General features: G+C 45.7%; 12 protein-coding genes. 10 read left to right on the plus strand and 2 right to left on the minus strand.

The annotated features are described in order from the left end of the window. Positions 1 to 61 precede the first annotated feature (61 nt). A complete protein-coding gene (gene dinG / locus GQF01_RS20290; protein ID WP_161408522.1) occupies positions 62 to 2,923 on the plus strand; it encodes an ATP-dependent DNA helicase DinG in 2,862 nt (953 codons plus the stop codon). Continuing rightward, positions 2,920 to 3,540, plus strand: coding sequence for a redox-sensing transcriptional repressor Rex (locus tag GQF01_RS20295; RefSeq protein ID WP_161408523.1), 621 nt, complete (start codon positions 2,920 to 2,922; stop codon positions 3,538 to 3,540). Before dinG ends, GQF01_RS20295 begins: the two co-directional genes overlap by 4 nt. A gap of 325 nt (positions 3,541 to 3,865) precedes the next feature. Here GQF01_RS20295 and GQF01_RS20305 read toward each other — a convergent pair whose 3' ends face one another. Next, positions 3,866 to 4,867 (minus strand): inorganic phosphate transporter, encoded by a 1,002-nt coding sequence (locus GQF01_RS20305; protein ID WP_161408525.1) that lies wholly within the window; start codon positions 4,865 to 4,867, stop codon positions 3,866 to 3,868. A 63-nt stretch (positions 4,868 to 4,930) separates the two neighbouring features. Further along, positions 4,931 to 5,557, minus strand: coding sequence for a DUF47 domain-containing protein (locus GQF01_RS20310; protein ID WP_127451452.1), 627 nt, complete (start codon positions 5,555 to 5,557; stop codon positions 4,931 to 4,933). Positions 5,558 to 5,801: 244 nt separating this feature from the next. Between GQF01_RS20310 and GQF01_RS20315 the strand changes: the two genes are divergently transcribed. The 8 genes from GQF01_RS20315 to GQF01_RS20350 all read left to right on the plus strand — a co-directional run bounded on the left by GQF01_RS20315 (position 5,802) and on the right by GQF01_RS20350 (position 14,187). Then, positions 5,802 to 7,097: an amidohydrolase gene (locus GQF01_RS20315; RefSeq protein ID WP_161408526.1), complete on the plus strand. Its 1,296-nt coding sequence runs from the start codon at positions 5,802 to 5,804 to the stop codon at positions 7,095 to 7,097. Positions 7,098 to 7,137: 40 nt separating this feature from the next. Then, on the plus strand, positions 7,138 to 7,632 hold the full coding sequence (locus tag GQF01_RS20320; protein ID WP_161408527.1) for a cell wall elongation regulator TseB-like domain-containing protein: 495 nt from the start codon (positions 7,138 to 7,140) through the stop codon (positions 7,630 to 7,632). Positions 7,633 to 7,746: 114 nt separating this feature from the next. Then, positions 7,747 to 8,277, plus strand: a complete 531-nt coding sequence (locus GQF01_RS20325; RefSeq protein ID WP_161408528.1) for a hypothetical protein — start codon at positions 7,747 to 7,749, stop codon at positions 8,275 to 8,277. Further along, positions 8,270 to 9,778, plus strand: coding sequence for an AAA family ATPase (locus tag GQF01_RS20330; protein ID WP_161408529.1), 1,509 nt, complete (start codon positions 8,270 to 8,272; stop codon positions 9,776 to 9,778). The genes GQF01_RS20325 and GQF01_RS20330 overlap by 8 nt, the downstream gene beginning before the upstream one ends. A 222-nt stretch (positions 9,779 to 10,000) precedes the next feature. Next, positions 10,001 to 10,873 (plus strand): 3-hydroxyacyl-CoA dehydrogenase family protein, encoded by an 873-nt coding sequence (locus tag GQF01_RS20335; RefSeq protein WP_161408530.1) that lies wholly within the window; start codon positions 10,001 to 10,003, stop codon positions 10,871 to 10,873. Next, positions 10,870 to 12,078, plus strand: coding sequence for an acetate/propionate family kinase (locus GQF01_RS20340; protein WP_161408531.1), 1,209 nt, complete (start codon positions 10,870 to 10,872; stop codon positions 12,076 to 12,078). The genes GQF01_RS20335 and GQF01_RS20340 overlap by 4 nt, the downstream gene beginning before the upstream one ends. Before the next feature lie 98 nt (positions 12,079 to 12,176). Continuing rightward, positions 12,177 to 13,472, plus strand: coding sequence for an asparagine--tRNA ligase (gene asnS, locus GQF01_RS20345; RefSeq protein ID WP_161408566.1), 1,296 nt, complete (start codon positions 12,177 to 12,179; stop codon positions 13,470 to 13,472). Between the two features lie 34 nt (positions 13,473 to 13,506). Next, a complete protein-coding gene (locus tag GQF01_RS20350; RefSeq protein ID WP_161408532.1) occupies positions 13,507 to 14,187 on the plus strand; it encodes a DnaD domain protein in 681 nt (226 codons plus the stop codon). The last annotated feature ends 281 nt before the right edge of the window (positions 14,188 to 14,468 follow it).

Below are 14,468 nucleotides of genomic sequence, written 5' to 3' on the forward strand. Positions count from 1 at the left end.
TTCCTAATAAGATTTGGTATGCTAGGAGAAGTGCAGGACGAAGGGATTGAAGATACACGTCATGAAATTTGCAGTTTTGGATTTTGAAACGACAGGAAGTCAGCCTGCGGATGAAATCATCCAAGTTGGACTGGTCATTATAGATCAATTTCAAATTATCGACAGGTATACTTCTCTGGTTAATCCAGGGATTGGTATACCTTCTTCCATTACAACACTTACTGGCATTACGGATGAGATGGTTGCAGATGCTCCCGCGCTTGATCAAGTAATGTCGGATATGTTTCCACTTTTGTTTGATTGCGTACTTGTTGCGCATCATGCAGCTTTTGATCTTTCTTTTTTGCAAAAGGGACTGACCAAAACCGGTTACCCGCCATTTTCAGGCCGAGTGCTGGATACGATGGATATGCTTCGCATATTATTCCCATCTATTTCCAGTCTTCAATTGAGCATGGTAGCCGGTTTGTTTGGCATTGACCATGAGCGGCCACATCAGGCTGACAGTGACGCTGAGGTTACGGCTGAGATCTGGGTTCGATGCCTGGAAAGGCTGATTGGACTGCCTCTCCTTACCGTGCAGCGGTTACAACATATTTTCGAAAATAGCTCTAGCGATTTAGGCTGGTTTTTGGACGAAATATGTCTATATAAAGAATCGATTACGAGTATCGACACGGATACGAATCGTTATTTCCGCCAATTTACGTTGAATGTTACGGATTGGGGCGAAGAGGATGACATCCGGGGGGCTTCTGCTGATGACGGACTAGGTGCTTCCTTCAAAGAATTCCAGACAGGCTTGAAATTAGCGCTTCAGCAGAAGTTTGAAGTGTTTGAAGAGCGGGAATCGCAAGAGCAAATGATCTACGAAGTAGAGAAATCGCTTGAGAACGATCAGCATTTGATGATTGAGGCTGGAACAGGCACTGGGAAATCACTTGGATATTTGATACCGGCACTTTATTATGGCATTAAATATGAGAAGAAAGTGGTTGTCTCCACGCATACGATTAATTTGCAGGAGCAGCTTAGAGAGCGGGATATTCCGCTGTTGAAAGAAATTTTTCCGGTTCCTTTCAAAGCGGCGGTGCTGAAAGGAAGAAGTCACTATTTATGCTTGCGCAAATTTGAGACGAAGCTGACAACGCGTGATTACGAGAATGGCAAAGAAGATCCAGTGACGGCGGCACAAATGGTTGTGTGGCTGAGCGAAACGGAACATGGCGATGAAGAGGAAATCCATTTTGGGAATAAAGGCGCTCAATTCTGGTATTCGGTTGCCAGTGACACGGACTCTTGCTTGAATCGGATGTGCCCATGGTACAAAAAGTGTTTCTATCATCGCGCGCGTAATGACGCCAATACGGCTGATGTGATTATCACGAACCATTCCCTCCTGTTTACCGATATGAAAGCGGAGAACCGCCTTCTGCCGGCTTACAAGCACCTTGTCATTGATGAGGCGCATCACTTTGAGGAAGTGGCCAGCAAACATCTTGGTATCGAACTGCATTCCTCGGCGATGTATCATTCGTTGATCTGGCTTTACAAAGATAATCGCAGCGGACAATTGCCTATGCTGAGGTTTCGATTGCAGAAATCAGATGAGCAGCAAGAACGTGCAGCGGCATGGAGTCATACGATTGATGGGCTCTTTCCCAAGATTGTGCAGATGAAAGAGGATTGGGACCAACTGAGTGAATCCCTATATGAGCTGGTGTCGTCCAAAAGCGACCCTTCGCAGACGGAGAATTCCACGTATGTGCTGCGCATGAAACCAGAGACATTGCCACCTAATTGGCATGAGCTGATGACGATGGAGGACAATTTCTATCTGAATGCCAATGATTTGCTTCGCACGCTTGATAAATTGTTAAGCGATGTGAAAGAGCATCAGGAGGTATTCGGGGTTCAAGGATTAGTGACGGACCTCAATGGTACTGTGAAAGAGCTCTACGAGCATCGAGATGCCCTGCATTTCTTTATGAAAATGGCGGATGAAGGTTATGTGTATTGGATGGAAGCCGGAACCTTTGCCAGAACGAAATCGCTACAGCTTTTCTCAATTCCAACAGATGTCAGCAGCTTGCTTCAGCAGCATTTCTTTGAGACGAAAGACAGCATCATCATGACCTCCGCGACTTTGTCTGTGAATAAATCATTCCAGTATTCAGCCGATCAATTGGGGCTGTTAATTCCGCAGGATGAAGAGAGCGGTAAGCTCAAAACAGTTCAACTGCCTTCTCCTTTTAATTACCGGGAGCAAGCTTTGGTAGTGATTCCAAGAGACTTTCCTACGATTAAAGGTGCTGGAGACCCTGTTTTCATCGCATCGCTTATTGAATCGCTAAGTGAAGTAGCTATTGTGACCAAAGGTCGAATGCTAATCTTGTTCACATCCAATCGAATGCTTAAGCAAATTTATGCCGGGATGAAAGATTATTTGAAATCATACGGCATTACAGTGCTCGGTCAAGGAGTGGACAGCGGCAATCGCAGTAAATTAACCCGGATGTTCCAAGACAATAAGATGTGTGTGCTGCTTGGCACAAGTTCATTCTGGGAAGGTGTTGACATACCTGGTGATGCGCTAAGCTGTTTGGCCATTATCCGGCTGCCGTTTCAACCTCCGAACCATCCGCTTGTCGAGGCAAAATGCGAAAATATTAAGAAACGGAATGAGAATCCGTTCATGAAATTTTCTGTGCCACAGGCGGTCATTCGATTTAAACAAGGCTTCGGCCGGTTAGTTAGACGCGCATCTGATAAAGGGATTGTGATCATTTACGATACGCGTGTCATTGAAACCTTTTATGGCAAGCACTTCCTCTATTCACTGCCAGGACCCAAAATCGAGCATATGACAACGGAACAAATGTTACCTAGGATTGAGCAGTGGATGGGGGAGGTTCAGAAATGAAATCACAAAAAATATCGGAGGCTGTTGTTCGCAGGCTGCCCATTTATTTACGATTCCTCAACGAGCTTGCTATGAAAAATGTCGCAACGGTATCTTCGCAGGATTTGGGTCAAAAGCTTGATCTAAATCCGGCACAGATTCGTAAGGATTTGGCGTATTTCGGAGAGTTCGGCAAAAAAGGCATTGGTTACGATATTGCTTACTTGATCGAGAAAATTAGACAGATACTCAAGCTGGACCGGCATATTCAGGTTGCTCTTGTTGGAGCGGGGAATCTTGGCCGCGCATTATGCAATTATAATACCTATCTGCGAAATGATATGAAAATTGTCGCTGTTTTTGATGAGATGCCCTCCAAAGCAGGCGAGACCATCAATAACTTGACGGTGCAACCGATGGCGGAAATGAAGAAGGTTTTATCAGAATTAGGCGTGCGAATCGGAATTATTACAGTGCCTGCCAGCGAAGCTCAAAATGTGGCCAATCAATTTGTTGATTGCGGCATTGAAGCCATTTTGAATTTTGCTCCAGTCATTATTAAGGTCCCTCCGGAAGTACGCGTGCATTACGCGGATTTCACAACGGAGCTGCAAAGCTTAGCTTACTATTTAGATTAACTGAAAATTAGGGGACTTTGAGGTCTAGTTCCCTTGAGCGTAACCTATGGAGCCGAATCGAATAGCTGGAAAAATTACCTTTGTTTCAAGCAAATCTCCACCAGATGTTACCAATAACTGGAAAATACCGTTAATCAGTTTATTTGAACCTGTTTTCAGGCTCAGTCGTCCGCAGTAACAGGAGAAATTCCATGTATTCATGCCTGTAGCAGTAATTTTCAACGATTTAGCGGTAGTTTTTCCCCTTAATCCAAAAAGACAACACAAAAGTTCAAAAAAAGGCTGTTCCGACCGTCATTCAATGACGTTCGGGACAGCCTTTTTTTTATAAAATCAGTCTAAAGATAAGGAAGTAAAGCGAGTACGCAAGCGCAATGCTGATAGGTATGGTAATGACCCATGTGATCAACATACGGCTGACGGTGCCCCACTGAACTTCATGGAAACGCATGACACTGCCTGTCCCGATAATAGCGGAGGAAATAACATGTGTTGTTGATAGTGGTTTTCCGATATGCGTGGAGAACTGGATGACAAGCGACGATGTGAGATCAGATGCAAATCCGTTGATGGGTTCGATTTTGACAATTTTCCCAGACACGGTTTTGATAATTTTCCATCCACCGATCGAAGTTCCAAGACCCATGGCCAAAGCGGCTGAAATTTTAACCCAAAGCGGGACGTCGAGCGTCGTTTGGACATCGGCTGCGACTAGACCGAATACGATAATTCCCATCGCTTTCTGAGCATCGTTACCGCCATGGGAGTATGAGAGTAATCCGGCAGAAATAATCTGTAAAGTCCTGAATATACGATTTAGCTTCGATCTAGACGTATTTCCGGACCATATGACGATGTATTTGATCAATAGCATGATGAGGTAACCAAGGCCGAAGGCGATGATTGGTGAAAGAATCAAAATGATAATGATCTGTGTAAAACCGCTCCAATTCACAGCATTCACGCCAGCACCAGCAATAACCGCACCGGCAAGGGCTCCGAGCAAAGTGTGAGAAGAAGAGGAAGGAATGGCAAGATACCATGTTAGCAAGTTCCATATAATCGCCGCGAGAAGGGCTGCAATAACGATTTCGACGCCATTTTCAATTTTGGCTGGGTTCGCGATACTCCCGCCGACCGTTTTGGCTACTTTGGAGGATACCATCGCACCAACAAAGTTAAGCGTCGCAGCCATGGCGATAGCTACCCGCGGGCTGAGTGCGCGCGTAGAAATGGATGTCGCAATCGCATTAGCTGTATCGTGAAAGCCATTAATGAAATCAAAAAGTAAAGCTAGTACAACAATTACAATTAAATAAGTTAACATGATTTCCTCCTAAGAGCTTTCCATTCGGAAAACTATCCTTCGTACACATCGACTGTTGTGGTCTTATGAATAACGAAGTACTACGCTGTCTAGGATATTAGCTACGTCTTCGCAAGCATCCGTTGTTTCTTCTAAGCGCTCGTAGATTTCTTTGAGCTTGAAGTCTTCGTACACGTCTTTGCGTGTGATGAAGATTTGACGAATTCCTTCACGCATCAAGCGATCACCGTCATTCTCAAGTGAGTTAATGGCAACCGTATGTTCAGGGATTTGCATATATTTCTTCTTCGCAAGCAGTTTGAAGGCATCAAGCATATGTTGGCAGGAATCCACGATGACAGCCGAGAAGTCTTTCATATATGTATCCGTATGCGAGACGTTCAAGTAGTCAAAACGAGCGATTGTAGCTTCAATCCCATCCGTGACATCATCCACTTTGGAGGCAAGGACCATGATGTCCTCACGATCGATCGGTGTAATGAACACTTTATTGAGCCCTTTGAAAATTTCGTGCGTGATGGAGTCTCCGGCATGTTCAAGATCGTGAATGGACTGAACGTAGTCTATTGGGGATTTGTCACCCATCATGGCTGTGCGAAACAGCTGTGCAGTTTGCAATGCGTTCTCTGCAGCGCGGATGAGCAGTTGCAAGAAATCGACTTCGTTCTTTTTTGTGAATAACGTGGTCATAAATGCCTCCTAGTATTTACTATATGTACAAGATTTTGATCGAATTTATAAGATAAACAGACCAACTTGTTGAAAAAACTCACAAAGTTAAAAATATCATAACAATTGGACCTAAAGCAACGAAAATTCCGTGACATTTTACAATTTCTTAACATTAGGCACTTCCTTGATTTTACAAGCCTGAAGATGTAAAGTTTATAAAGCGGTGTTTAACTTAGAATGAGCATAGAGAGGGATTTTTAGTATGAAAAAAACATTAATTATGAACGGTCATTTCATTTCTACTATTAAAGGGAAATCATCTATCAAAGGCTGCATGGTCATAGAAGGCGATCTGATTACATATATCGGTGAAGAAACTCCTGAACCCAAGGAAAACTACGATGAAATCATCGATGGTACGAATAAGTTGTACATGCCTGGTTTAGTCAATACGCATGGTCATGCCGCGATGTCGCTGCTTAGAGGATATGGGGATGATTTAGCTCTTCAGATCTGGCTGGAAGAGAAAATGTGGCCGATGGAAGCGAAATTTACGGCTCAAGATGTGAAATGGGGCACGAGTCTGTCCATTTTGGAAATGATGAAAGGCGGAACTACTACTTTCGTCGATATGTACGACCATATGAACGAAGTGGCGAAGGCCGTAGAAGCATCAGGGATGCGCGGCGTTCTTGCTCGCGGTGTCATCGGGCTATGCCCAGCTGATGTACAGACGGCTAAGCTGATAGATGCAACTGAGTTTGCAAAAACCTGGCATGGTGCAGCGAATGGACGCATCACGACGATGATGTCTCCGCATGCGCCTTACACGTGTCCGCCGGATTACATTGAACGAATCGTTCAAGCAGCTCACGATTTGAATTTGCCAATACATACGCACATGTCCGAAACAAGCCGTGAGGTGCAAGGCAATGTGGACCAATATGGACTGCGCCCTGTTGCACATCTTGAGAAGATTGGTGTGTTCAGCAGACCTACGCTTGTTGCGCATGGTGTCCATTTAACGGATGAAGAAATAAGTGTTCTGCAGCAATATGATGTTCGCGTTTCTCACAACCCGGGCAGTAACCTGAAGCTGGCCTCCGGCGTAGCACGTGTGCCTGAGTTGCTTCGCGCTGGGGTGAAAGTTTCACTTGGTACGGACGGTGCCGCATCCAATAATAATTTGGATATGTTTGAAGAAATGAGACTTGCCGCATTGATTCACAAGGGTGTTTCTGGCGATCCACTGGCTGTACCTGCGGCTGAAGCACTGTTGCTGGGAACGAAGATGGGGGCAGAATCGATCTGGTTGGATAACGTAGGATTGCTGCAACCGGGTATGAAAGCCGACTTTATCGCGCTGGATATTGATCAACCTCATTTCCTGCCAAAAACTGATTTTGTGTCTCATGTTGTTTATTCGGCTTGTGCGAAAGATGTTGTAGACGTCTGTGTCGACGGCAACTGGATTGTCCGCAAAGGCGAATGCTTAACGATGGATGAAGAAAAAATTAAACGTGAATTTGAACTGTGTTTCGACAGATTAATTGGTTAAGAAGGTGCCGGCAGTTTGTTCGGGGAGGTGAGCGGCGCTGATGGGTGCAAAGCGAACGAGAATTATTACTTTTGGCGTGTTTATTGTATTGACGCTTGGCGTTGTGCTCAGCCGCTTTTACTTAAATGTGCAAAAGGTTCATTGGGACGACAAGCGCATTGCGGTAGAGACTGCTTTTGAGAAAAGTATTATGACCAAAGCGGCAAAAGTGGATTTCTTTTATGGCGATGAGCCATTTCGGATCGTCTATGGAGAAGATAAGATTGGCCAAGGGGTCATCGTATGGGTCTCCGATAAGGGCGTTCACACGGAGATGGCTGCTGAAGGCTTCACAGAAGCACAAATTCGGGATGTCGTTACCAAGAAAAATCCAGGTGCAGAGATTGAACGCATCATGCCAGGGAAGCTTGGTCAGGAGTACATTTGGGAAGTTTTCTATAAAAAGATTGATGATAGCGGCACACGATATTTTTATGATTATTATAAATTCAAAGATGGACTATATTTGGATACCTACAGACTCAGCCTGCAATAGGCTGAGTTTTCCTGTTTCCACTCATTTCATAAGGAATTGGTATATACCAAATGATATACTATTCGTATGGATTTGGACGCAACATAATATATCGAGAAAGGGGGACGTTGACTGATGAAGCTACGTCTCTTACCCGTTGTACTGAGTGTCATTATTTCTGCCGGCGTATTATTCGGAGGCTGGTTCGCTTATACAAGTTTCGCTATGGAAAACCCATTATCAGATATCATCAGTAAAGTTCCCGGAGTGACAAATTCAACGATGAAATTGGACAAAGATCGTGTTGATATAGAAGTGAATTTACAGGCAGATGCGAATTTAAGAACGGTTGTTGAACGAATTAACAAAGATGGAGCATCGATTATTGGCAAACGTACCGTGAATGTTCAAGTGAAAGATCATTCGTCGGAGAAGCTGGATGAGTGGTGGTCCAAAGCGCTATTCGAAGTCGCACAAGCGATGGAGACCAAGCACTATGCAGACATTCCAACGACGCTGCAAAAGTATGCGGCTGACCTGCCAAGCATGAAGGTTGAAAGTGAAATGGACCAAACTTATGTATATATTCGATTAACAGATGGTGATGCCACCAAATTCATCATGCTTCCTAGATCCACGCAGATTGGAGTGTGGCCGAATGAGTAAAATTTATAAAGAGATCGGCATAGGCGCTATTCCGGTATTACTTGTTTTTCTAATTTTCTTAGGAGTAAATATTATCCCTATTTTATTTATCGGTGTGTTAGGCGTTTCGTTGTTTTATATGATTAGAGGCCGCGGCGGTGTAGGTATTTCTGCTGGTGGTGGCGGTGATCGGAAAAGCAAAACTCGGACCCCGGCTTTTCTCACGTTTGACGAGATTGGCGGACAGGACAGAGCGAAGAAGGAATTGACAGAAGCACTTGATTTTCTGATTAAACATGAAGAAATTAAGAAATTGGGCATTCGTCCTCTCAAAGGGATCCTGCTCACAGGTCCTCCTGGGACAGGTAAAACACTAATGGCAAAAGCTGCCGCTCATTATACAAATTCCGTTTATTTGGCAGCATCAGGCAGTGAGTTTGTGGAGATGTATGTGGGTGTAGGTGCAAGCCGTGTACGTGATTTGTTTAAAGAAGCAAGAAGCCGCGCCGTGAAAGAGGGCAAGGATAACGCGATTATTTTTATCGATGAGATCGATGTTATTGGCGGTAAGCGTGATGGCGGTCAACAGCGTGAGTACGATCAAACGCTGAACCAGCTGTTAACCGAGATGGATGGTATTCATACGAACGATGCACCGCGTATTTTACTTATGGCGGCAACGAACCGTAAAGAAATGCTAGACAGCGCACTGCTTCGTCCAGGGCGTTTTGACCGTCATATTGAGGTTGATTTACCGGATAAGAAAGGCCGCCTCTCTATCTTGCATATTCACGTGAAAAATAAACCTTTAGCTGTTGGAGTTTCGTTAGATGCTATCGCGGAACAAACGTTTGGTTTCTCTGGTGCACAGTTGGAAGGTGTGCTGAATGAAGCAGCTATTTATGCCATGCGTGAGGATAAAAAGGAAATTGAGCAGCAACATTTGGCATCCGCGATTGATAAAATCATGATGGGCGAGCGGACGGATAAAGAAACCGCACAAGATGAGAAAGAGCGTGTAGCTTACCATGAGTTAGGTCATGCTATCATTGCAGAGCTCGTGCGTCCTGGCTCGGTTTCGCAAGTAACCGTTAGCCCGCGTGGGAAAGCACTCGGTTATGTGCGTCATAATCCACCGAAGGACCATTATTTGTACACGAAAGATTATATTGAGCAGCAAATCATGATCGCTTTGGGCGGCGCCGCGGCGGAAGAAATCTTTTACGGCGGACGCAGTACCGGCTCGCGGAATGACTTTGAGCAAGCATTATCAATGGTGCGTAACATGATGGACTCTGGCTTAACATCGCTAGGCATCATAGACCGTGAAATGGTCACCAAGGATCAACTGATGAAAGAGAACACAGTTATTCTTGATGCGTTAATGATACGCACTAAGTCACTGCTGGAGCAGCAGCGGAGCGTATTTGATCATTCTTTCGCGATTTTGATGGGTGAAGAAGTCATTTCGGGCGATACTTTCCGTACTTTGTTCGATGCTTCTGTTTCACAAACTGCATAGAAATGGTTGAGGTTGTCACCAAAAGTAGCGATAAAGCGGCTATTTTCGGTACAGCCTCTTTTTTTGTTCATTTTGTGTCCAAACGCGGAAAGTTCCGCAAGGTTTTGTGACGAATAATGAAATTTGGAAGCAAAAATTGTATGATATGAGTGGGTTCCTTAGGTTGTATTGCCTTACAGTTGTGAATGATAAGTATGAGCCCTAAAGAAGGAGAAATTTGGCATGGTGTTTAAAACAATTGGTGTAGTTGGCGGTGGCACGATGGGGCAAGGCATTTCTGAAATGCTTGCAGCCAGAGGCCTAGAGGTATTACTTCTGGAGAAAACAGTAGAGAAGCTGGATCGTGCCCTTGAGCAAATTCAGGTTAGTTTAGATAAGCAAATCGAACGCTGGGCTTTGACGGAAGCAGAGAAAAAGCTCATTTTAGCTAAAATTAAAAAAGCAGATTCCCTCCAAGATATGGCCGAATGCGATATGGTCATAGAAACCATTACGGAGGATTTGAATGCCAAGAAGCATGTCTTCTTTCAGTTGAATCAAATTTGCAACCCATCCATTATTTTAGCGACGAATACTTCAACACTTAGCGTGACGGAAATTGCTGCTATCACAACCCATCCGCAGCGCGTCATTGGCCTGCATTTCTTGCATCCGGTGGCGAAAGTCAATCTGGTAGAGATTATCCGGGCGATGAAAACGTCGGATGAAACCTTTGAACAAACCAGACGATTTGTGGATGAATTCATCCATAAGAAGGGCATTAGCGTGAATGAATCGCCTGGTTTTATTACGTCGAGATTGATCTGTACGCTCATTAATGAAGCTTTGCACACGCTCTCTGAAGGCGTAGCGACGGCGGAAGATATCGATACCGCGATGCGGATCGGTTACGATTTCAAGTACGGTCCGCTAGAAATGTGTGATCGCTTCGGCTTAGATGCCGTGCATGATGCGCTCGAGGGCATGTTCCGCGATTACGGGGATATCAAGTATCGGCCTTCGTTTCTTCTGAAGAAAATGGTGCGTACTGGTCATTTAGGGGTAAAAACGGGAGAAGGATTTTTCCTTTATGACAAGGACGGTGACAGGTTATGAATATTCTCGTCATTAATGCGGGGAGCTCATCGCTCAAATATCAGCTTTTTCATATCGAAAATGATACGGTTCTGGCGAAGGGCCGTGTGGAGCGGATTGGGATGGAAACAGCCATTCTCGTGCATGAGCCGAAGGATAAGCCTGAAGTTCATGAGGTAAGTGAAATTTTGGAGCATACAACGGCGATCCGCAAGGTGCTTGCGCTGCTCGTTCATCCTGAGCACGGAGTGCTCGCGTCAACGGCAGAGATTCACGCTGTCGGGCACCGCGTTGTACACGGCGGTGAAAGCTTCAAAAGCTCCGTCCTCGTGAACCACGAGGTGAAGCAGGAGATTAAGCGGCTCTTTGATTTGGCGCCGCTGCATAATCCGGCGCATATGCTCGGCATATCCGCCGTGGAGGCGAACATGCCGGATGTTCCTCAGGCCGTTGTTTTCGACACGGCCTTTCATCAAACTATGCCCGCGCAGGCCTACCTGTACCCGGTACCGATGGCTTTGTATCGGAAGCACAAGGTGCGCCGGTACGGTTTTCACGGCACTTCGCATAACTATGTCAGCGATCGCGCTGCAGCCTTTCTAGGACGCCCTCTGGAGCAGCTGAAGCTCATTACCTGTCACATCGGTAATGGGGCTTCCTGCGCCGCCATAGAGGGCGGCAAGTCGGTGGATACGAGCATGGGGATGACCCCGCTCGAAGGTCTGATGATGGGCACGCGCAGCGGCGATCTGGATCCTGCTATCGTGCCTTATGCGATGGGCAAGGAGGATCTGACGATTGGTGAGATCTCCTCCATGCTGAACAAGCACAGCGGACTGCAGGCGATCTCGGGGTTATCCAGCGATATGCGGGAGATCACAGAAGCGATGGAAGCAGGCGATAAGAACGCCAAACTGGCTTTTGAGATGTATGAGTATCGCTTGCGCAAATATATCGGAGCTTACGCCGCGGCTATGAATGGTGTGGATGCCATCGTATTTACAGCGGGTGTCGGCGAAAATTCAGAGGCGTTACGCAAGCGAGTATGCGAGCATTTGACTTACCTCGGTGTGGAGTTCGATGATGCCGCAAACCGCACGGGAAGAGGGCTGGAACGACGGATATCAACGGTAAATTCCAAGGTGCAAGTGCTGGTCATACCGACGAACGAAGAATGGGTTATCGCTAGAGACACCTATGATTTAGTTCAATCAACCACACACTGAATCTTTGCTCGAAATAGTGTACAATAGAAAAGCGCCGAATTTAGCATGGGGGCAACCCGGCTGAAGAAGGTTCGCATGAAAACTCAAGGAGGTACTAAATCAGTATGAAATGTACGATTGGTGAAGTTAAACATCATGTCGGCGAGTCAGTTACAATTGGCTGTTGGCTAAACAAGAAACGGTCTAGCGGTAAAATTCAATTTTTACAACTTAGAGACGGTTCAGGATATATACAAGGTGTTGTGGTGAAAAGTGAAGTAGGCGAAGACGTATGGGAAGCGGCGTCCAAGCTGACTCAAGAAAGCTCGCTGTACATAACAGGCAAAGTGAAAGAGGATACGCGCAGCAAGGGCGGTTTTGAGCTTGATGTTACTGGCGTTGAGATCATTCAAGTTACCGAAGAATATCCAATCACTCCGAAAGAGCATGGCGTTGATTTCCTGATGGATAACCGCCATCTGTGGATTCGTAGTCCGCGCCAACGTGCGGTTCTAGTTATTCGTGCTCAGATTATTCAAGCTGTTCAGCAATTTTTCAATGATCGCGGCTTCCATCTGGTAGATCCACCGATTCTGACACCTTCCTCTTGCGAAGGAACGACGAATTTGTTCCACACGAAGTACTTTGATGAGGATGCCTTCTTAACACAAAGCGGACAGCTGTATATGGAAGCAGCTGCGATGGCGCTGGGTCGCGTGTATTCCTTCGGGCCAACGTTCCGTGCCGAGAAATCGAAGACTAGAAGACATCTGATCGAGTTCTGGATGATCGAGCCAGAAATGGCGTTCGTAGATCATGCTGAAAACCTCGAAGTTCAGGAGCAATTTGTATCACACATCGTACAAACCGTACTCAAGAATTGTACGCAAGAGCTGGAAACCTTAGAGCGTGACACGTCCAAATTGGAGAAAATCAAAGGTTCCTTCCCGCGTATCACGTACGATCAAGCCGTTGAGTTCCTGCAAAAGAACGGACATGAATTCGAATGGGGCGAAGATTTCGGGGCGCCGCATGAGACTGCGATTGCGGCAGAGTATGAAACACCTGTGTTCATTACACACTGGCCAACAGAAATTAAAGCTTTTTATATGAAACCAGATCCTAGCCGCCCGGAAGTCGTGTTATGCGCGGATATGATTGCGCCTGAGGGGTATGGCGAAATTATCGGAGGCAGTCAGCGGATTGATGATCCGGAACTCATGGAACAACGTTTCAAAGAGCATGATTTGTCCAAAGAAGCCTACCAATGGTATCTGGACTTAAGGAAATACGGTACTGTGCCGCATTCTGGTTTCGGGCTTGGTCTTGAGCGTACAGTAGCTTGGATTTGCGGCCTAGATCACGTTCGCGAAACCATTCCATTCCCGCGTTTGTTATATCGTCTATATCCGTAATCCGTTTATCGACCAAAGGTAGAAAGGGGACCGGATGAGTAAATCGTTCACTACACAGCAGCAGATTGAGGCCGTCCTATTGGCAAGCTTCCAGGAAGGCAGCGTCGCGGTACCGCTTCTTCTGCTGAAGAACTATCGTGCCCTTCAGTTAAGCGAAATCGAGGTCATGACGCTGATCCATCTCATTACCTTTTTGGATAAGGAAAAGTACGATTTTCCAACGACAGATGAGATTCAATCTCGCATGTCGGCTTCCCCAGATCTAGTTATTGCCAGCTTACAGAAATTGATTCATGAGCAGTTCATCGCCATTGATGAAGACACGGAAGAATCAACTGGGATTCGCAGCGAGAGATATAATCTTTCACCGCTTTACCGGAAGTTAGCCAAACAGGTAGCTGAGCAAGAATTGGCCAAATTATCGGCTGTACGCACGTCAGTGCCGATCGATGAGGGAGCCAAAAATATTTTTTCTACGTTCGAAAAAGAATTCGCTCGACCATTAACACCGATGGAGCTGGAAACGATCAGCGGTTGGTTAGACAAGGATCAATACAAGGAAGACCTCATTATGACGGCATTAAAGGAAGCTGTTTTTGCCGGCAAGGTACATTTCCGTTATATTGACCGGATTCTGCTGGAATGGAGCCGCAACCGAGTGGGGACAGTGGATCAAGCGAAGGAATATTCACAACGGTTTAGACAATCTAGATAACATAAAGGCTGTCTCAAAAGCAGAGTAATCTGCCAATGAGCCAGTCTATTTTTTTGTCTGCAAAGGTTGGTACTATAAATGTATAGGCAGCGTGCAAGGCGTAGAGGAACTAGAGGGTGCTATTTGTGTGATATGGAGTGAAAGGAAGGGCTATCGGTCAGACCCCCTAATTCCGGAGAGTTGCTAACGAAAGTAACGATGCTCTTAGATTTCCTTTGTTTCTCTTTTCTTTTCGTTCATTTTCTTCTTTTAGACGGCTCGAATGTACTTGGCTAGCTGGT

The organism is Paenibacillus silvestris (genome assembly GCF_009882985.1).
Taxonomy (GTDB): Bacteria; Bacillota; Bacilli; order Paenibacillales; family NBRC-103111; genus Paenibacillus_E; species Paenibacillus_E silvestris.